The organism is Belnapia rosea (genome assembly GCF_900101615.1).
Taxonomy (GTDB): Bacteria; Pseudomonadota; Alphaproteobacteria; order Acetobacterales; family Acetobacteraceae; genus Belnapia; species Belnapia rosea.
Genome location: NZ_FMZX01000001.1, coordinates 1194686 through 1213983, shown reverse-complemented (window position 1 = coordinate 1213983; position 19298 = coordinate 1194686). Strand labels below are relative to the sequence as shown.

The window sequence follows — 19298 nt, the reverse complement described above, 5'->3', positions numbered from 1 at the left end:
TCAGCGTCCTTTCGGTGCGCGGCTCAGTAGCGCGCGGTGAGGCTGGCGATGAAGGTGCGCCCGGCACCGGGGGTGATGTTCCCGGCGTAGACGCCCTCGTAGAAGCGCTTGTCGGTCAGGTTCAGGGCGTTGAGCCGCACGCCCAGCTGCTCGGTGATGGCCCAGGAGATGGCCGCGTCGTAGCGCATGTAGGCGGGGGCGATCACGGTATTGGCGTTGTTGCCGTAGCGCTTGTCGATGTAGCTGAGGCCGCCGCCGACCTGGACGCCGCGCGGCAGGTCATAGCTGGTCCAGAGCGTCGCGGTGTGGCGCGGCGTGTTCAGCAGCTCCTTGCCGACCTCGGCGGCCGTGCCGGAGCGGGTGATCTGCGAGTCGATGTAGGTGTAGCCGGCGATGACGTTCCAGTCGCGCGTGATGCGGCCGGCGGCCGAGATCTCGAAGCCGTCCGAGCGCTGCTCGCCGTTCAGCACGTTCAGCGTGCCATTGGCCGGGTCCGGCGTGCGGGCATTGGTCTTCTCGATGCGGAAGATGGCGCCGCGGATGGCGAGGTCCGGCGTGATGTCCCAGCTCGCGCCGATCTCGAAGGAGCGGTTCTTCTCGGGCTCCAGGTTGGTCGTGTTGGCGGCGAGCGTCAGCGACTCGGCGCTCGGGTTGAAGGAGGTGCCGGCCGAGAAGTAGGTGCGCACCGTGCTGATCGGCTTGAAGACCAGCGCGCCGCGCCAGCTGAACATGTCATCGGTGCGGTTGAAGTTGCTCCGCGCGCCCGTGGCGCCGGCGAGGCTGGTGTAGTCGGCGTCGAACCGGTCGTAGCGGCCGCCCAGCAGCACCTCGAAATACTCGCCGACGCGGATCTGGTCGGCGACGAAGGCGCCGAAGGTGTTGGCGGTGGTGTCGGTGTCGGTGTTGACCGAGAGGGTCTGGTCGAAGGCCTGGTAGAAATTCGGGTTGAAGAGCGTGGCGGCGGGCCGGTTGTTGCTGGTGAAGCGGGTGAGCTGCGAGGTCTCGCGCCCGACCTCGATGCCGGTGACGATCTGGTGCCGCAGCGGGCCGGTATTGGCCACGGCCCGCAGCTCGGTCTGGTTCTGCAGGATGGTGTCGGTGCCGCGCCGCACCTGGGGCTGGCGGTTGACCAGCACGGTGGAGAGGTTGGTCGCCGGCGTGATGGCGCCGATGATGCGGGGCGCCGTCGCGTTCAGGTCGCGGTCGTAATTGCCGTAGCGGAAGGTGTTGCGGAGGCTGATGCCGTCGGCGAAGCGGTGCTGCGCCGTCAGCGTCATCACATTGGTCTCGGTCCGCTCCCGATCGACGCCGGCGAGGCCGTAGAAGGTGCCGTAGGAGACGGGCGCCGGGCGGCCGCGCAGGATGGGCACGCCGAAATCGGGGATGTTGTCCTCCGACTGGTGGAGGAAGTGCAGCGAGACCTGCGTGTTGGTGCCGAGGCCCCAGGTGACGGAGGGGGCGACGCCCCAGCGCTCATTCCTCACATGGTCGCGCCGGGCGATGTCCTGGCGCGTCGCCATGGCGTTCAGCCGCACGCCGACCGTGCCGGAATACATGCCGATATCGGCGGTGGAGCGGAGGCCGAAGGGCGACATGCCGGTCAGCGACAGCTCGCCGAAATTGCGGGCCTGCGGCATGCGCGTCGAGAGGTTGATGGCGCCGCCGGTGGAGCCACGGCCGAACATGACGGAGGAGGGACCCTTCAGCACCTCGACGCTGTCGAGGAAGAAGGGGTCGCGGGTGTACTGCGCGCTGTCGCGGATGCCGTCGATGAAGAAGTCGTTGCGGGCGCTGAAGCCGCGCAGCGTGAGGTTGTCGCCGGAGAAGCCGCCCTCGCCGGCGGCGAGGCTGATGCCGGTCACGTTGCGCAGCGCCTCGCGCAGGGTGGTGGCGCCGCGCTCCTCGATCAGCTCGCGCGGGACGACGGTGATGCTCTGCGGCGCCTCGCGCACCGAGGTCGGCATGCGGACCACGGGGGTGTCGTCGGCCCGGTAGCGGGGCGGGTTGGCGCCCTGGACATTCATCTCCGGCAGGGCGACGGCACCGGCCGGCGCCGCATCCTGCGCCAGGGCACCGGGACCGGCGGCGAGCAGGCCCATGCCGGCCAGGCCGAGGCTCGGTTGCAGACGAGGAAGCGGTGCGCGGAGTGACATCAGGGCAGGTTCCCAGCGGAAGCGAGGCTGGGGTACCGCAACTGATAATGACTCGCAATGCCAATTCGCAACGCGACGTTGCAGGTCACGGTTGCCTGACGCGCCACTCCTCGGCCCAGAGGGAGGTCGGGTTGAGGTGCCCGGTCGGCCGCACGCCCTCCAGCCAGCGGGGCCAGACATGCGCGTCCGCACGGAACCAGAGCGGCAGCTGGGGCAGGTCCTCGGCGAAGATCGCCTGCAGCCGCGACCAGAGGGCGCGGCGCCGCTCCCGGTCCAGCTCCTGCGGGATGGCTTCCAGCAGCGCATCCATCTCCGGGTTGCGGTAGCCGGTGTAGTTCTGGCCGGACCAGTTGCGCGCCGCGGTCGGGATCTCCTCCGAATGCAGCGTGCTGCGCGGCACGTTCTCGGGCGATGAGATCCAGGCGAAGAGGGCAGCCCCGGTGAAGCGGCGGCGCGACAGCGTCTCGCCGAACAGCACGCGCGGCGGCTCGTTGCGGATGCGCGCCTCGATGCCCGCCTGCCGCCACATGCCCTGGATCACCTGCTGCACCGACTCGCGGGCGCGGTTGCCCGCCGTCGTCATCAGCTCGAGGGAGAGGCGCTCGCCGGCCGCGTTGCGGCGGATGCCGTCCGGCCCCGGGCGCCAGCCGGCCGCCTCCAGCAGCGCCGCGGCCCGCACCGGGTCATGCGGCCAGCGCTGCACCTGCGGGTCGTGCATCGGGTCGAGCGGGTTGACGCCGCTATCGGCCACCACCTGCCGGCCCTCGAACAGCCGGGCGACGATCTGCGCCCGGTCGATCGCCAGCAGCAGCGCCTGGCGGACCCGGCGATCCGCCAGCAGGGGCTGGTCGAGGCGGAGGTCGAGATGCTCGTAGATCAGCCCGGGCTTGTACTCGATGCGGAAGCGCCCGGCGGTGCGCCGCTCCAGCGCCGCCGCCTGCTCCACCGGCAGGCCGAGCTCGCCGGCGACCATGTCGAGCTGGCCGGCGAGCAGTTGCGCCTCCATCGCCGCGGTGTTCTCGATGGTGCGGATCTGGATGCGGCGGAAGGCCGGGGCGGGGCCCGCCCAGGCCTCGTTGCGCTCCAGCGTGACGCCGGCGCCGGGCTGCACGGCGGTGACGCGCCAGGGGCCCGACCAGAGGCCGGGATTGGTGGTCTCGGTGTCGTAGGCGGTGCGGTTGCGGTAGCCGCGCGGGTCGTCCTGCCAGCGGGCGCGGTCGATATGCGCCGGCAGCGGCTGGAAGTCGCCGGCCGAGTTGTACTCGAAGGTGACCTTGTCGTAGCGCAGCGTGACGGTGCGCGCGTCCTCGACGATCAGCTCATAGGCCGAGCGGTAGAACTCGGCCGGGCCGAAGCCCGTCGCGCCCTCGCGCCCCGCCTCCCAGGCGAAGCGGAGATCCTCGGCCGAGACCGGGCGGCCGTCGCCCCAGCGGGCATCGGCGCGGAGGCGGTAAGTGACGCGGATGCCGGGCTTGCCGTCCGGCGTCGTCTCCAGCCGCGCGCCGCCATTCCCGAGCGTCGGCAGGCTCTCGCAGCCGAGGCAGGCGAGCTGCCAGTCGGGGCCATAGGCGGTCAGCGGCCGGCGGGTGAAGCCGAGCACGTAGGATTTCGCCGCCATGGCTTCGATATTCGGGTGGAAGGTCGAGGGGTACTGGCTGATGCCGATGGTCAGCGTCTCGCGCGGCTGGGCGAGGGCGGGGCCGGAGGCGGCCAGCGCCAGCAGGACGGCGCCGGCCAGGGGCCGCAGGAGATCCGTCATCGGCGTCGCCACCCGCTACTCCGCGTCCTTCGCGCGGGCCTCCGCGGCCGAGCCGATGCCGCCATGGGACTTCGACCAGCTCACCGGGTCCTCGAGGAATTTCCGCACCTCCTTCAGCGCGGACTCGCTGAAATAGGGCCGCTCGCGGCAGACCTCGAGCACGTCCCACCAGGTGCAGAGATGGTGCAGCGAGAGGTTCATGCCCTTCATCGTCTCGAAGCTGCCGGGGAAGACGCCGTAGAAGAAGACGACGAAGGTGTGGTCGCAAAGCGCGCCGGCATCGCGCAGCGCCTGGGCGAAGCGGATCTTGGAGGCGCCGTCGGTGGTCAGGTCCTCGACGAGGAGGGTGTTCTTGCCCTCGGGCACGTCGCCCTCGATCTGGGCGTTGCGGCCGAAGCCCTTCGGCTTCTTACGGACATAGGCCATGGGCGCCATCATCCGGTCGGCGATCCAGGCGGCGAAGGGGATGCCCGCGGTCTCGCCACCCGCCACGGCGTCGATCGACTCGTAGCCGATATGGCGGCCGATCTTCTCCACCGCCAGGTCGCAGATGCGGTTCCGGGCGCGGGGGAAGTAGATGATCTTGCGGCAGTCGATATAGACGGGGCTCTTCCAGCCGCTGGTGAAGGTATAGGGCTCCTCGGGGCGGAAATTCACCGCCTTGATCTCGAGCAGGATGCGCGCCGTCGTCAGCGCGGCGTCCCGGTCCCAGTCGGAAGCATGTTGCATGGCCATGACGCATTCCCCTGCCGGCGGCGTTCGGCCCATCCGTAACCGCGGCGCGGGACGGCGTCCATGACCGAACCATCGGTCTGGGTGCTGGCCGATCCCCGCGCCGGGACGGCGGCGCAGGCCCTCGGCATCGCCGAACGGCTGGGCCTGCCCTTCCGGACGGTCGAGCTGCGATGGGGGCCGTGGGCCCGGCTGCCCATTGCCTGGCCGAGCCTCGCCGGGCTGGCGGCGGAGGTGCGGGGCGGGCTGCGGCCGCCCTGGCCGAGCCTCACCCTCTCGGCCGGGCGGCGCTCGGCCCCGGTCGCGCGCTGGCTGCGGCGGCACGGGGCGCGGGCGGTGCATTGCATGCGCCCCGGCCTCGGCGCGGCGGATCTCGACCTGCTGGTGGTCGGCGCGCATGACCGGCCGCGCCCGGCGCCGAACCTGATGGAGATCCTCGGCGCCTGCCATCGCATGGCGCCCGGCCGGCTGGCGGCGGCGCGGGCGGAGTGGGCCGGGCTGGCGGCCTTGCCCTCGCCCCGTGTCGCCCTGCTGGTGGGCGGGCCGGTGCGGGCGGAGGGGATGCGGCCGGAGGTGGCGGCCGCCATCGGGCGGCAGGTGGCCGGGATGGCGGCCAGCGTGCTGGCGACCACCAGCCGGCGGACCGGCGCGGCGGCGACCGAGGCGCTTTCGACCGTGCTGGCGGACCGGCCGCACCGGCTGTTCCGCTGGGGCGAGGCGGGGAGCAACCCCTATGCCGGCTTCCTCGCCTGGGCGGATGCGGTGGTGGTGACGGGAGACAGCGTCTCCATGCTGTCGGAGGCGCTGGCCACGCCGGTGCCGGTCTTCATCGCCGATCCGGGCGGGCTCGGGCCACGGCATCGGCGGCTGCGCGAGAGCCTGGTCGCCGCCGGCCAGGCGCGCATGCTGGGGGAGGGGATGTTCGAGCGGGTGCCGCTGGATGAGAGCGCGCGGGTGGCGGCGGCGATCCTCGCGCGGGGTTGGACATGACAAGGGGTTACCGGACGGGTGGCCGGGGCGAAATAGGGGACATGATTCAGGCCATCCTCCGCACCGCCTTCCCGCCCGCCCTGAGCCGGGGGACGCGACCCTTTCCCTGGCCATGGCGCGACCGGGCCGGGCGCCTCTCCGCGCTGCGGGCGGTTGTGCTCGCCCTGCTGCTGGCGCCGGCCGCCTGGCTGCTGGTGACCGCGCTGACCGAGGGGCTGGGGCCGGAGCCGGCCAAGGCGGCGCTGCGCGAGATCGGGCTCTGGACGATCCGGCTGCTGCTGGTGACGCTGGCGGTGACGCCGCTCGGGCGCATCCTCGCCGCGCCGCGTATCCTGGCGCTGCGGCGGATGCTGGGGCTGGGGACGCTCGCCTATGCGCTGCTGCACCTGCTGCTCTATGCGGCCTACCAGGACTTTGCGCTGCCGCGCATCGCCTCGGAGATCGCGCTGCGCTTCTACCTGACGATCGGCTTCGTCGCGCTGCTCGGCCTCGCGGTGCTCGGCTGGACCTCGACCGATGGCTGGATGCGCAAGCTCGGGCGGCGCTGGAAGCGGCTGCACCTGCTGATTTTCCCGGTCGCCGCGCTCGGGGTCTTCCACTTCTTCCTGCAATCGAAGTCGCAGCTCTGGGAGGCGGTGCTGGCGGCGGGGCTGCTCGCCTGGCTGATCCTCTGGCGACTGCTGCCGGCGGAGGCGCGGCTGCACCCGGTCGCCCTGCTGCTGCTGGCCCCGGCCACCGGGCTGGCGGCGGCCGGGGTGGAATATGCCTGGTACGCGCTGGCGACCAACCTGCCGGCCGGACGGATCCTCGCCGCCAACCTGGATGTCGCCTTCGGGCTGCGCCCGGCGGTCTGGGCCGCGGTGGCGGTGGTGGTGCCGCCGCTGCTCGCCCTGCCGGGCTGGATCAGGGCGCGGCGAGCGGGAAGAACGGCGCCAGGTTCCGCCGCACCCGGTCCAGCACCGGCTCATCCGCCGGCGGCAGCGGGAAATCCTGCCCGGTGATGGTCTCGAAGACGCTGACATAGATGCGTGCGGCCTCGAGCACGATCTCGGTCGGGATCTCCGGCAACTCGTCCCGGTAGGGGTCGCAGCGGGCGGTGACCCAGCGGCGGATGAAGTCCTTGTCGAAGCTCTCCGGCGGCTCGCCGGCCTCGAAGCGCGTCGCATAGCTGCCGGCGAACCAGTAGCGGCTGGAGTCGGGCGTGTGGATCTCGTCGGCGAGGATGATGCGGCCCTCGGCGTCGAAGCCGAATTCGTATTTGGTGTCCACCAGGATGAGGCCCTGCCGCGCCGCCAGCTCCCGCCCGCGGGCGAAGAGGTCGAGGGCGAGTGCCGAGACCTCGGCCCATTGCGCCTCGGTCAGCAGCCCGCCCTCGATGATGCGCTCCGGCGTCAGCTCCTCGTCATGGCCGGCATCGAAGGCCTTGGTGGTCGGCGTCAGGATGGTCTGCGGCAGCTTCTCGTTGGCGCGCAGCCCCTCGGGGAAGCGGTGGCCGTACATCTCGCGCCGCCCGGCCTTGTACATCGAGAGGATGGAGGTGGAGGTGGTGCCGGCCATGTAGTCGCGCACCACCACCTCGACCGGCATGATCCTGAGCCCCTGGCAGAGCAGGACATTCGGGTCCGGGTAGGCGATGACGTGGTTCGGGCAGATGTCCCGCGTGCGGTCGAACCAGAAGCGGGCGATCTGGGTCAGCACCTGGCCCTTCAGCGGCACGGCGGTGATGGCGCGGTCGAAGGCGGAGAGCCGGTCCGTCGCGATGATCAGGCGCCGTCCGTCCGGGAGGTCGTAATTCTCCCGCACCTTGCCGCGGTAATGACCCGGCAGTTCCGGGATCGCAGCGTCGCGGAGGACGAAGCCGGCATAGGGGGCGAGGTCGGCGGTGCTGATCATCCGGCTTGGGGTCCTTGGCGGCGAAGGGCCTGAGCATAGCCCATCCGGTTGAGCCGCGCCGCCCTCTGCGCCATGGTGCCGGCGAGGAGACCAGCGCATGAGCACCCCCAGGAAACACCGTATCGCCGTCATCCCGGGCGACGGGATCGGCAAGGAGACCACGCCCGAGGGGCTGCGCGTGCTGGATGCCGCCGCCCGGCGCTTCGGCTTCGAGCTCGAGCTCAAGCATTACGACTGGTCCTGCGAGACCTATGCGCAGACCGGCAAGATGATGCCGGATGACGGGCTGGACCAGCTGCGGGACTCGGACAGCGTCTTCCTCGGCGCGGTGGGCTGGCCGGGCGTGCCGGACCATGTCTCGCTCTGGGGCCTGCTGATCCCGATCCGCCGCGGCTTCGACCAGTATGTGTCACTCCGCCCCTGCAAGCTGCTGCCGGGGTCGAAGTCGCCGCTGGCCAATCGTGGGCCGGAGGATATCGATTTCTACGTGGTGCGGGAGAATACCGAGGGCGAGTACAGCTCGATCGGCGGCCGCATGTTCCCAGGCACCGACCGGGAATTCGTCTCGCAGCAGAGCGTGCTGACCCGGATCGGCTGCGACCGGATCATGAAATATGCCTTCGAGCTGGCGATGACGCGCAAGCGCAAGAAGGTGACGAGCGCCACCAAGTCGAACGGCATCACCTTCACCATGCCCTACTGGGACGAGCGCTTCGCCGAGATGGCGACGAACTACCCGGAGGTGACGACCGACCAGTTCCATATCGACATCCTCTGCGCGCATTTCGTGCAGCACCCGGACTGGTTCGACGTGGTGGTCGGCTCCAACCTGTTCGGCGACATCCTCTCCGACCTTGGCCCGGCCGTCGCGGGCTCCATCGGCATCGCCGCCTCGGCCAATATCAACCCGGAGAAGGCCTATCCCTCGATGTTCGAGCCGGTGCATGGTTCGGCGCCCGACATCGCCGGCAAGTGGATCGCCAACCCGATCGGGCAGATCTGGTCGGGGGCGATGATGCTCGAGCATCTCGGCGAGAAGGCGGCGGCGGATGCCATCGTCCAGACCATCGAGCGGCTGCTGGCCGAGGGCGGGCCGCGCACCCGCGACATGGGCGGGCAGGCCGGCACGGTGGATGTCGGCAAGGCGATCGCCGAGGCCGTGGCGCGGGCCTGAGGACGGCGCGGCCGCCCCGGCCATGGCCGGGGCGGCCCCCTACCGCAGATTGCATCGAAGATTTCGATCGGTCCCGGTGATGCTCTCGATGGGCCCTTGAAGGATCGGGAGCGCATCGCTAGCATGCTCTTCTGTTGCGAGTGATTCTCAACTCGCTTGCGACCGAAGGAGTGGGTTGATGGGTCAACTGGCCATTGAGACCAGCGTCATAGCCCGCCGCTGCGAACGCGCGGTGGTGACCGCCTATCGCGAGCTGCGCGACACCGGCAATGACGACCTCTCAGCCTTCCGTGCCTGCACCACGCTCTATCGCGTGCATCACCCGGAGTCCTCGGTGCAGGAGGCACGCCGCCTGGTGGCCGAATGGATCGACCACCACGTCATCCGCGGCGATACTGGCCCGACCGACGGCTGCGACTGCGACTGATCCTCAGTCGGAACGCGCCCAGCGGATGGCCGCCCGGGCGAGCGCATCGATGCTGTCGGCCACGGGGAATGGCAGCGCCGGCCCGGCCGCGATGCCGAGCGGGATCTCGGTACAGCCCAGCACCACCGCCCGCGCGCCACGATCGACCAGGCGCTGCGCGACCTCGGCCAGCGGCGCATAGGCCTCCGCCACCCGGTTGGCCTTCACCAGACCGATTCCGGGCGTGACCCGCTCGGCCATCTCGGTCCCATCCGGCACCAGGCAGCTCCAGCCGCGCCCTTCCAGCCCCTGTTGATAGAGCCTCATGGCGAGCGTCGCCGCGGTGCCCATCACGCCGATCGGGCCGGAGGGCACGCCGAGCCGCTCCAGCTCCGCCGCCGTCGCCTCGACGATATGCAGGATGGGCAGCCGCGTGGCCGCCTGCATCTCCGCATGCCAGCCATGGGCGGTGTTGCAGGGGATGGCGATGGCGCCGCACCCCGCCGCCTCCAGGCCGCGGAGGCCGTGGAGCAGGGCCGGCAACGGGTCCGTCCCGCCGGCGAGGCGGGCCGCGGTGCGGTCGGGCACGCGCGGGTCGGACCAGAGCACGGCCGGGATATGCTCCTGGTCGCGCTCGGCCGGGGTCAGCAAGGTGAGGCGGAGCATGAAATGCGCGCTGGCCAATGGGCCCATGCCGCCCAGGACGCCGAGGATCTTGGTCATCCCGCCAGCATGCCCGATCAGGGCAGGCGCATGAAGTTGGCTGTTGCGCTGGCGCGGGCGATCAGCGCGCGCATATCCGGATTCTCATGCCCATGCTCGGCGGTCAGCGCGTCCATCGGGCAGTAGAATTCATGCGGCTGCGCCACCTGGTAGCGGACGAAGCCCTCGTAGTGGCGCGTCTTCAGCCCGAAGACGACCCGCACGTCGCGCACCGGCAGGATCATCGGCCCGGCCGGCTCCGTCCGCAGCATGCGGATCAGCCGCCAGCGCGGCGTCTCGTCATTCGGCTGCGCGGGGCCGAGCAACCAGTCGAGCGGGCAATAGGCCATCAGCGAGGAGGTGGTCGGCGAGAAGCGGGACCGCTTGTCGAGCAGGTTCTGCAGCGAGGAGCAGGCCTCGATGCAGAGGATGTCGACATAGGGGTCGACCGGGGAGGGTGAGAAATGCAGCCAGAGCCCGTCTGGCAGCGTCCGCAGCCGGTTGGAGCCGGGCAGCTTCAGGAAGGGCTGGTTGGTCGCCGCCCAGTCGCCGGGCCGCCCGCGAAGCCAGGTGCCCGGCTGCTTCGGGCTGGGCATCACCCCGGGCGGCCGTTGCGGCCATTTCCGCAGTTGCGTACGCACTTGTTGGTCGAGGGAGTGAGGTGGTGCGGACCGCAGAGTCTCGCTCATGAAATGTATCCCAGGCCGTTTATGCAACCAGCGCCGCATCTTGCGCTGAATTGATTCGAAAACGCAACATACAACCGGCAGGTTTTCGCCCTGTTCTGAGAACGACCAAGAATCGAGCCGAGAAACATTCGGAGACACTTAAAGAAAGGGCGGTAACGACTTGTCCCTTCTCAGAATTACACGGCTGCTATCCTGGCATCCTTCGCGCCCTGGGCTGCGGGTCCGGGCAGCGGACATGAAAAAACCGGCCGGGGTTGCCCCCGGCCGGCCTGTTGCAACCGCCGAATCCGCGATCAGCCGCGCTGGGTGACCGGCGTGTAGTCGCGCGTCCCGGCGCCGCTGTAGATCTGCCGCGGCCGGCCGATGCGCTGCGCCGGATCCTCGATCAGCTCCTTCCACTGGCTCACCCAGCCCACCGTCCGGGCGACGGCGAAGAGCACGGTGAACATGTGCGTCGGGATGCCCATCGCCTTCAGGATGATGCCCGAGTAGAAATCGACGTTCGGGTAGAGCTTGCGGGAGACGAAGTAGTCGTCCTCCAGCGCGATCCGCTCCATCTCCATCGCCATGTCGAGCAGCGGCTCGTCCTTGATGCCGAGCTCGGCGAGGACCTCGTGGCAGGTCTCCTTCATGATCTTCGCCCGCGGGTCGAAATTCTTGTAGACCCGGTGGCCGAAGCCCATGAGCTTCACATGGCTGTTCTTGTCCTTCACCTCCTTGATGAAGGCGGGGATGTTCTCCGGCGTGCCGATCTCGCCGAGCATCTTGAGCACGGCCTCGTTCGCGCCGCCATGCGCCGGGCCCCAGAGGGCGGCGATGCCGGCGGCGATGCAGGCAAAGGGGTTGGCGCCCGTCGAGCCCGCCAGCCGCACCGTGCTGGTGCTGGCATTCTGCTCATGGTCGGCATGCAGGACCAGGATGCGGTCCATGGCGCGCGACAGGATCGGGTTGTTGACATAGGGCTCCGCCGGCACGGCGTTGAGCATGTAGAGGAAATTCTCCGCATAGCTCAGGTCGTTGCGCGGATACATGAAGGGCTGGCCGATCGAGTACTTGTAGGCCCAGGCCGCGATGGTCGGCACCTTGGCGATCAGGCGGAAGGCCGCGATCTCGCGCTGGCGCGGGTCATTGATGTCGAGGTTGTCGTGGTAGAAGGCGGCCAGCGCCCCGACCACGCCGCAGAGGATCGCCATCGGGTGCGCGTCGCGGCGGAAGCCGTCGAAGAAGCGCCGCAGCTGCTCGTGCAGCATGGTGTGGTAGGTGACGTTCTTGCGGAAGTCGGCGAGCTGGCCGGCGGTCGGCAATTCGCCCTCGAGCAGCAGATAGGCCACCTCGATGAAGTCGGACTTCTCGGCCAGCTGCTCGATCGGGTAGCCGCGATAGAGCAGCACGCCGGCATCGCCGTCGATATAGGTGATCTTGCTCTCGCAGGAGGCCGTCGCACCATAGCCCGGGTCGAAGGTGAAGACGCCGAGATCGCCGTATAGCTTGCGGATATCGGCCACTGCCGGACCCAGCGTGCCGGTCAGCAGCGGCAGGGTGGTGGTGCGGTTGGTCCCGTCCAAGGTGACGGTGACGGACGCTTTCGCCGCCCCGGGTGCCGTGCTGCTCATTCGCTGTGTCCTCGGATGTTGCGGCCGCGCCAGGAGACGCGGCCGGATGGTGCAGTGCAGGATATCGGGTGGTGTCGCGGCTTGGCAACGCGGCCTGGAACGGGCCAGGAACGCCTTGGTTGCCAGCGGCTCAGCGGCGGTTGCGCCAGCTTTCGGCGGAGGGGCCGTCCGTGCTCCAGAGGCCGCGCCCGGCGCGGCGCGCCACGGCTTCAGCGGGCTGCAGCGCCATTGCGCCGGGCTCGGCGAGGGCCCAGCCGGCCTCGACCAGCGCCTGGTTCAGCCCGGCCTCGCCCGCCTCGCAGGTGCCGAGTGCCCGGCCATGCCGGTCCCGGCCGTGCAACACGCAATCCACGGCCCGGCCGCGGACCAGATGGGCCAGCGCATCGGCCGCGGCGGCGGCGCAATCCTCCGCGCCGCAGCGGGCCGCGCCACGCGCCGGCACGCTGAGGCCGGCGAGCCGCAGCACCCGGTCGCCGAGGCGGAGCGCGTCGCCATCCAGCACCATCACCTCGGGCGCCGCGGCCGACCAGCGCTGCTCCGGCGCGGCGGAGCCCAGGAGGTCGCGCGGAACGGCCACCGCCAGCAGGGCCGCGGCGCCGAGCAGGCCGCAACCCAGCGCGAACGCGCCCCACCGACGCGGAGCAGGGGCAGGGCGGAAGATGCGGCGCTGTCGCATGCGCCAAGGCCTAGCAACTTCGTGATCGGCCCGCAATCAACCATGTGGCAAGGAGTGCGGCGCGCCCCTCAACGTGCAAGCGCCGCCTCGTAGGCATTCGGTTCGGTGAGAAGGATGCGGGCGATGGCGGCATCGCCGGGGCGGCCCTCGGCGGGCGGGCAGGCGCTGCGGAGGGCGGCCACCTCGCTGGCCGGCACCGGGGCCCGCGCCGCCCGCTCCCGGGCCAGCACCGCGGCCATCGGCGGATCGTCGAGGCGGAGGCGGGCAAGGGCGGCGGCCGTGGCCTCCTCGCCAAGGCTGGTGCAGAGCGCCGGCAGCACGCCGAGCCCCTGGATCGGCCAGCCCTTCGGCGCCAGCACCCGCGACCAGGTCACCAGCAGCTCCCCCCCATTCGGCAGCGGCATGACAAGCTGGACGAGGCCCTTGCCGGTGGTGGCGCTGCCGACCACCACCGCGCGGCCCTGATCGGCCAGCGCCGCGGCCACGATCTCGGCCGCCGAGGCGGTGCGGCCATCGACCAGCACCACCACCGGGGCGCCGGCGGTGCGGTCGCCGAGCGCCGCCAGGTAGATCCGCGCGGCATCGGGGTGGCGGCCGGCGGTCTGCGCCACCACGCCGCCGGGCAGGAAGGCGCCGGCCACCGCCACAGCCTGGCCGAGCAGCCCGCCGCGATTGCCGCGCAGGTCGAGCACCACGCCGCGGGGCCGGGTGGCGCGGGCGCCATCGGGCGGGAAGCCCTCGGTCAGGGCCTGGAGGACGTGGCGGTCCGTGGCGGTCGAGAAATTATCGAGCCGCAGCCAGAGGATATCGTCCCGCCTTTCGACATGGACCGTCTCCGGCGGCAGCAGGCTGCGCAGCAGGCGCACCTGGAAGCGCCGTCCGCCGCGTTGCAGCCGGAGCACCACCTCGGTCCCGGCCGGGCCCTCCAGCAGGGCGGCGGCACCGGCGAGGTCCTGCGCCGAGACGGGCTCGCCATCGATCGCGATCACGCGGTCGCCGGGCCTGAGCCCCGCCTCGATGGCCGGGCCGCCCGGCGTCACCGTGGCCAGCACCACCTCCCGCCCCCGCCCGGCGGCAAGCCGCAGGCCGAGTCCCACCTGGCCGATGCGCCGCCCGCGCGCGGCCTGCGCCTCCTCCGGCGTCAGGTAGCGGCTATAGGGATCGAGATGGTTGAACAACTCCTCGAAGCCGCTGCGCAGCATCCGCTCCGGCCCGGCCCGGCGCAGCAGGGGGGAGGCCTGCCAGGCTGCCTCGAACAGGGCGGCGAGGCCGAGGGCAAGGGCCGGGGCCGCGGCATCCGGCGGCGCATTGGGCAGGGGCGGGGGCAGGGGGCGGGCGGCCAGCAGCCGGTCCCCCGCATTCAGCAGCAGCGTGCCGGACTGCATCTCGGCCTTCAGCTGCGGGTCCAGCACCTCGAGCCCGCGAAGGGTCCAGAGGCCGAGATCGGCGGGTGGCGCCGCGTCGAGGTGGCGCTCCAGCACCGCGCCGAGGGCGGCGGCGAGCACGGCCTGCACCGGCTCCCGCGGGAAGGCCTCCTGCGCCGCCGCGCCGTGCCCCAGCAGCACGGCCAGCAGCAGCAGGATCAGCGCCGCCGCGCGCCGCGGGGCTTCGGGGGCGGCAGGCCCTGCATGAGGTGGAAGACCAGCCCGCCGGTACGCGGAACCGCCTCGGCCAGACGAACCTCGACCGCCTGCCCCAGGGCAAAGCGAAGCCCGGTCCTCTGGCCCGCCAAGGCGTGCCGCGGCAAATCCTGCAACCATCGGTCGTCCGGCAGGGACGCGAGAGGAACAATTCCCGCCGCGCCATTCGCCTCCACGGTGACGAACAGCCCAAAGCGTGTCACCCCGGAAATGTGTGCCGGAAACACGTCTCCGATACGATGTGCCATATAGGCCGCAAGGTAGCGCTCGATGGCATCCCGCTCCGCCGCCGCGGCGCGGCGCTCGGTGGCGGTGATGTGCTCGCCGGTATCGGGGAAGCGGGCCGCCTCCTCCTCCGCCAGCCCATCCGGGCCAAGCCGCAGGCCGCGGATCAGCGCCCGGTGGACCAGCAGGTCGGCATAGCGGCGGATCGGGCTGGTGAAATGGGCGTAGCGCGGCAGGGCCAGGCCGAAATGGCCGATATTGTCCGGCGCATAGGCGGCCTGGGACTGGCCGCGCAGCAGCGTCTCGTTGACCAGCCGCTCCTCCGGCGTGCCACGGACGCGCTCCAGCACCCCGGCGAAATCGGCCGGGCGCACCCGGTCGCCGGGCGGCAGGCTGATGTCGAAGGTGGCGAGGAAGCTCCGCAGCCCCTCCAGCTTCTCATCCGAGGGGCGGTCATGCACCCGGTACATGCAGGGCTGGCCGAGCCGTTCCAGCTCCTCCGCCGCGCAGACATTGGCGGCGACCATGAATTCCTCGATCAGCCGATGGGCGGCGAGGCGGCTGCGGGGCTCGACCGAGAGCACCTGGCCGGCCGGGTCCAGCACGACGCGGCGTTCCGGCAGGTCGAGATCGAGCGTGCCGCGGCGGTCCCGCGCCGCCTGCAGCGCCTGGTAGGCGCCGAGCAAGGCCCCTCGCGTCCCGGCCGGATCCTCGCCGGACTCGAACCCCTCATAGGTGAGGCGGGCGGCGCTCCGCATGATCCCCCGGCCGAAGCGGTGGCCGGTCTTGGTGCCCGCCGCGTCGATGGTGATCTCGGTGAAGAGGCAGCCGCGGTCCTCGCCCGGCTTCAGGCTGCACCAGCCATTGGACAGCGCCTCGGGCAGCATCGGCACGACGCGGTCGGGGAAGTAGACGCTGTTGCCGCGCAGCCAGGCCTCGCGGTCGAGCGCGCTGCCGGGGCGGACGTAATGCGCCACATCGGCGATGGCGACCAGCAGCCGCCAGCCGCCGGAGGTAGGCTCGGCCCAGACCGCATCGTCGAAGTCGCGCGCATCCTCGCCATCGATGGTGACGAGGGGGATGGCGCGCAGGTCCTCGCGGCCCTCGGGCGGGGCGCCGCGGGCGGCCTCGGCCTCGGCCAGCGCCGCATCCGGCATCCCATGCGGGATGCCATGGACATGGATGCAGAGGAGGGAGACCGAGCGCGGCTCCCCCATCCGCCCCAGCCGCTCGACGATCCGGGCGGGGCGGAGGCCCATGGGCTTGCCGGGCAGGGGCTCGGCGAGGACCAGCTCGCCATGCTCGGCACCGCCGGCAGAGCCGGCCGGCACCTCCCACTCCGCCTTGTGGCGGCGGTCCACCGGCTTGATCCGGCCCTCCTCGTAGAGGCCGAGCAGCCGGGCCGGGGCGCTGCCGATGCGCTTGACGGTGGTGCCGTCATAGCGCCCGCGCCCGGCATTCTTCAGCCGTGCCAGCACCCGCTCGCCGGGGGCGAGGGCCGGCTGGCCCGGGCGTTCAGGGCGCATATAGACGATCGGCATCTCGCCCTGCGCCGGCTTCCAGCCGAGCGGGCGGGCAATCGGGTCGCCATCCGGGTCGGTGCCGAAGACCTCGACCACGGCCATCTCGGGCAAGCGGCCCGGAGCGGCGAGGCCGCGGCGGCCGGCGGGCATCGCCGAGCCCTCCTCCTGCAAGGCTTTCAGCAGGGCGCGGAGGGCCGAGCGCTGATCGGAGCTCAGCCCGAAATGCCGGCTGATCTCCGACTTGCCGACCTTGCCCGGCGCGGCCGCGATGAAGCGGCGCAGCTCCTCCTTCGAGGGGAGGGGGCGTTCCGCCATCAGGCCTTGGCGGCCGGCTTCCGCGCCGGCGCCTTGCGGGCGGCGGGCTTCGCCGCCGGCTTGGCCTTGGCGGCCGCGGGCTTCTTCGCCGCTGCGGCGGCCGGCTTGCGCGCGGCCGGCTTGGCGGCGGTGGCGGCCTTGCGGGGCGCGGGCCTGGCCGGGGCGGCATCGGCGGGCGCGGCGGCGCCATTCGCCTTGGCGGCCGGCTTGGCCTTCGCCTTGCCCTTGCCGCCCTTGGCCATGGGCTTCAGCTCCTTGCCCTTCTCGGCCAGCAGCGCGACGGCCTGCTCCAGCGTCGCATCCTCCATGGCGAGGTTGCGCGGCAGGTTGGCGACGACCTTGCCGTGCTGGACATAGGGGCCGAAGCGCCCCTTGCGGATCTCGACCGGTGCCTGGTCCTTCGGATGCGGCCCGACCAGCCGCACCTTCGCCCGGGCTTTCGCCAGCAGCTCCATGGCCCGGTTCATGCCGAGCGAGAGGACGTCATCCCCCGGCTCCAGCGACTGGAAGATGGAGCCCACCTTGATGTAGGGACCGAAGCGGCCGAGCCCGGCCTGGATCTCCTCGCCCGATTCCGGGTCCCGCCCGACGACGCGCGGCAGGGAGAGCAGCTTCAGTGCCCGGTCGAGGTCAAGCGTGTCGGGGTCCATATCCCGCGTCAGGCTGGCGCGGCGGGGCTTGGTCGGCTTGCCCTTGGCATCCGTGCCCCCCTCGCCGAGCTGGACATAGACGCCGTAGGGGCCGCGGCGGACCGTCACCTGCTCGCCCGAGGCCGGGTCGCTGCCCAGCTCGCGTGGGCCTTCGGTGAGGCCGGTCGCGCCCTCGCCCTCGGCGCCCGGCGCGATCAGCGGGCGGGTATAGCGGCATTCCGGGTAGTTGGAGCAGCCGATGAAGGCGCCGGTGCGGCCGAGGCGGAGGCCGAGCCGCCCGCCGGCGCAGGCCGGGCAGACGCGCGGGTCTGCGCCGTCGCCGCGCTCGGGGAAGAAGTGCGGCCCCAGCTCCTCGTCCAGCGTGTCGATGACGTCGCTGATCTTGAGGTCCTTGGTGGCGTCGACCGCCTTGCGGAAATCGTCCCAGAAGGCGCGCATCACCGCGCGCCAGTCGATCTTGCCGCCCGAGATGTCGTCGAGCTGCTCCTCGAGCCCGGCGGTGAAGCCGGTATCGACATAGCGCTCGAAGAAATGGACGAGGAAGGTGGTGACGAGCCGGCCGCGGTCCTCGGGGACGAAGCGGCGCTTGTCGAGCTTCACATAGTCCCGGTCCTGCAGCGTCTGCAGGATGGAGGCGTAGGTGGAGGGGCGGCCGATGCCGAGCTCCTCCATCTTCTTGACCAGCGTCGCCTCGGAGTAGCGGGGCGGCGGCTGGGTGAAGTGCTGGAGTGCCGAGATCTCGCCGCGCTTCAGCGGGTCCCGCTCGCGCATGGGCGGGAGGGTGCGGCTCTCCTCGTCCTCCTGGGCCCCGGTGACGAGGCCGGCGCGGGCATCGGCGGCGCGGTCGTCCTCATCCTCGCGGTAGAGCTTGAGGAAGCCGTCGAAGGCGATGACGGAGCCGGTGGCGCGCAGCACCGTCTTCCGTGCCGGGTCGGCGATCTCGACCGTGGTCTGGTCGAGCTCGGCCGACTGCATCTGGCTGGCGACGGCGCGCTTCCAGATCAGCTCGTAGAGCCGGCGCTGCCGGTCGTCGAGGAAGCGGGCGACGCGATCCGGCGTGTTGCTCACATCGGTCGGGCGGATCGCCTCGTGGGCTTCCTGGGCGTTCTTCGCCTTGCTGCTGTATTCGCGCGGCGCGCCGGGCAGGTAGTCGGCGCCGAAGCTGTCCTTCACATGGTCGCGGATGGCGGTGATCGCCTCGCGGGCCATCTGCACGCCATCGGTCCGCATATAGGTGATGAGGCCGACCGTCTCGCCCTGGATATCGACGCCCTCATAGAGCTGCTGGGCGGTGCGCATGGTCTGCTGCGCGCCCATGCCGAGCTTGCGGCTGGCCTCCTGCTGCAGCGTCGAGGTGGTGAAGGGCGCGGGCGGGTTGCGGCGGACGCGGCGCTTCTCGACCGAGACCACCGAGAAGGTGCCGGCCTCGACCGCCGCCTTGGCGCGCATCGCGCTCGCCTCGTCCGGCAGGTCGAATTGGTCGAGCTTCTTCCCGTCGAGATGCGTCAGCCGGGCGGTGAAGGGAGCGCCCTGGGGCGTGGTGAAGCGGCCCTCGACCGTCCAGTACTCGCGGGCCTTGAAGGCCTCGATCTCCGCCTCGCGCTCGCAGATCAGGCGCAGCGCCACGGACTGCACGCGGCCGGCCGAGCGGCTGCCCGGAAGCTTGCGCCACAGCACGGGGGAGAGGGTGAAGCCGACGAGGTAGTCGAGCGCGCGGCGGGCCAGGTAGGCATCGATCAGCGGCGCGTCGAGGTCGCGCGGATGGGCGATGGCGTACTGGATGGCGCGCTTGGTGATCTCGTTGAAGGTGATGCGCCGGACTTCGACGCCCTTCAGCGCCCCCTTCCGGGCCAGCATGTCCTGGACGTGCCAGGAGATGGCCTCGCCCTCGCGGTCCGGGTCGGTGGCGAGGAAGAGGCGGCGGGCGCCCTTCAGCGCGCGGGCGATCTCGTTGACCTGGCGCTCGCCACGATCCTCCGATTCCCAGTCCATGGCGAAGTCCTCGTCCGGGCGGACGGAGCCGTCCTTCGGGGGCAGGTCGCGGACATGGCCGAAGCTGGCGAGGACCTTGTAGTCCCCACCGAGATACTTGTTGATCGTCTTGGCCTTGGCGGGCGATTCGACAACGACGACGTCCGTCATGGACTCCCGATCCCTC

At 71.2% G+C, this 19298-nt stretch carries 15 protein-coding genes; 4 read left to right on the top strand and 11 right to left on the bottom strand.

Annotation, left to right across the window (positions count from 1 at the left end):
• Positions 1-23: 23 nt before the first annotated feature.
• The 3 genes from BLR02_RS05785 to BLR02_RS05775 all read right to left on the bottom strand — a co-directional run bounded on the left by BLR02_RS05785 (position 24) and on the right by BLR02_RS05775 (position 4647).
• Positions 24-2153 (bottom strand): TonB-dependent receptor, encoded by a 2130-nt coding sequence (locus BLR02_RS05785; RefSeq protein ID WP_176849391.1) that lies wholly within the window; start codon positions 2151-2153, stop codon positions 24-26.
• Between the two features lie 85 nt (positions 2154-2238).
• On the bottom strand, positions 2239-3912 hold the full coding sequence (locus tag BLR02_RS05780; RefSeq protein WP_090661293.1) for a peptide ABC transporter substrate-binding protein: 1674 nt from the start codon (positions 3910-3912) through the stop codon (positions 2239-2241).
• Between the two features lie 15 nt (positions 3913-3927).
• Positions 3928-4647, bottom strand: a complete 720-nt coding sequence (locus BLR02_RS05775) for an orotate phosphoribosyltransferase (protein WP_090561980.1) — start codon at positions 4645-4647, stop codon at positions 3928-3930.
• Positions 4648-4707: 60 nt separating this feature from the next.
• Between BLR02_RS05775 and BLR02_RS05770 the strand changes: the two genes are divergently transcribed.
• Both BLR02_RS05770 and BLR02_RS05765 read left to right on the top strand, forming a co-directional pair.
• Positions 4708-5634: a mitochondrial fission ELM1 family protein gene (locus BLR02_RS05770; protein ID WP_090661289.1), complete on the top strand. Its 927-nt coding sequence runs from the start codon at positions 4708-4710 to the stop codon at positions 5632-5634.
• A 41-nt stretch (positions 5635-5675) separates the two neighbouring features.
• Positions 5676-6635, top strand: a complete 960-nt coding sequence (locus BLR02_RS05765; RefSeq protein WP_090661286.1) for a protein-methionine-sulfoxide reductase heme-binding subunit MsrQ — start codon at positions 5676-5678, stop codon at positions 6633-6635.
• Here the strand turns inward: BLR02_RS05765 and BLR02_RS05760 are convergent.
• Entirely contained in the window at positions 6538-7527 is a 990-nt protein-coding gene (locus BLR02_RS05760; RefSeq protein ID WP_218127863.1) for a phosphoribosylaminoimidazolesuccinocarboxamide synthase, read from the bottom strand. The two genes, BLR02_RS05765 and BLR02_RS05760, sit on opposite strands and share 98 nt — an antisense overlap.
• Positions 7528-7624: 97 nt before the next feature.
• Here BLR02_RS05760 and BLR02_RS05755 point away from each other — a divergent pair, with 97 nt between their 5' ends.
• On the top strand, positions 7625-8701 hold the full coding sequence (locus BLR02_RS05755; RefSeq protein WP_090661283.1) for a tartrate dehydrogenase: 1077 nt from the start codon (positions 7625-7627) through the stop codon (positions 8699-8701).
• Between the two features lie 178 nt (positions 8702-8879).
• Complete coding sequence (locus BLR02_RS05750) at positions 8880-9128, top strand: hypothetical protein (protein ID WP_408735465.1); 249 nt, start codon at positions 8880-8882, stop codon at positions 9126-9128.
• A gap of 3 nt (positions 9129-9131) precedes the next feature.
• Here BLR02_RS05750 and cuyB read toward each other — a convergent pair whose 3' ends face one another.
• The 7 genes from cuyB to topA form a co-directional block, all read right to left on the bottom strand.
• Complete coding sequence (gene cuyB / locus BLR02_RS05745; protein ID WP_090561986.1) at positions 9132-9830, bottom strand: cysteate racemase; 699 nt, start codon at positions 9828-9830, stop codon at positions 9132-9134.
• A gap of 17 nt (positions 9831-9847) precedes the next feature.
• On the bottom strand, positions 9848-10405 hold the full coding sequence (locus BLR02_RS05740; RefSeq protein WP_245704624.1) for a hypothetical protein: 558 nt from the start codon (positions 10403-10405) through the stop codon (positions 9848-9850).
• 386 nt (positions 10406-10791) lie between these two features.
• A complete protein-coding gene (gene gltA / locus BLR02_RS05735; RefSeq protein WP_090561988.1) occupies positions 10792-12111 on the bottom strand; it encodes a citrate synthase in 1320 nt (439 codons plus the stop codon).
• Positions 12112-12241: 130 nt separating this feature from the next.
• Complete coding sequence (locus BLR02_RS05730; RefSeq protein ID WP_090561990.1) at positions 12242-12787, bottom strand: thermonuclease family protein; 546 nt, start codon at positions 12785-12787, stop codon at positions 12242-12244.
• Between the two features lie 68 nt (positions 12788-12855).
• A complete protein-coding gene (locus tag BLR02_RS05725; protein WP_090561992.1) occupies positions 12856-14352 on the bottom strand; it encodes a S41 family peptidase in 1497 nt (498 codons plus the stop codon).
• 17 nt (positions 14353-14369) lie between these two features.
• Positions 14370-16490, bottom strand: a complete 2121-nt coding sequence (rnr, locus tag BLR02_RS05720) for a ribonuclease R (protein WP_090661277.1) — start codon at positions 16488-16490, stop codon at positions 14370-14372.
• The gene (gene topA / locus BLR02_RS05715) at positions 16490-19282 is read right to left on the bottom strand and encodes a type I DNA topoisomerase (RefSeq protein WP_090661274.1); all 2793 of its coding nucleotides are present in this window, start codon (positions 19280-19282) and stop codon (positions 16490-16492) included. Before topA ends, rnr begins: the two co-directional genes overlap by 1 nt.
• Positions 19283-19298: the final 16 nt, after the last annotated feature.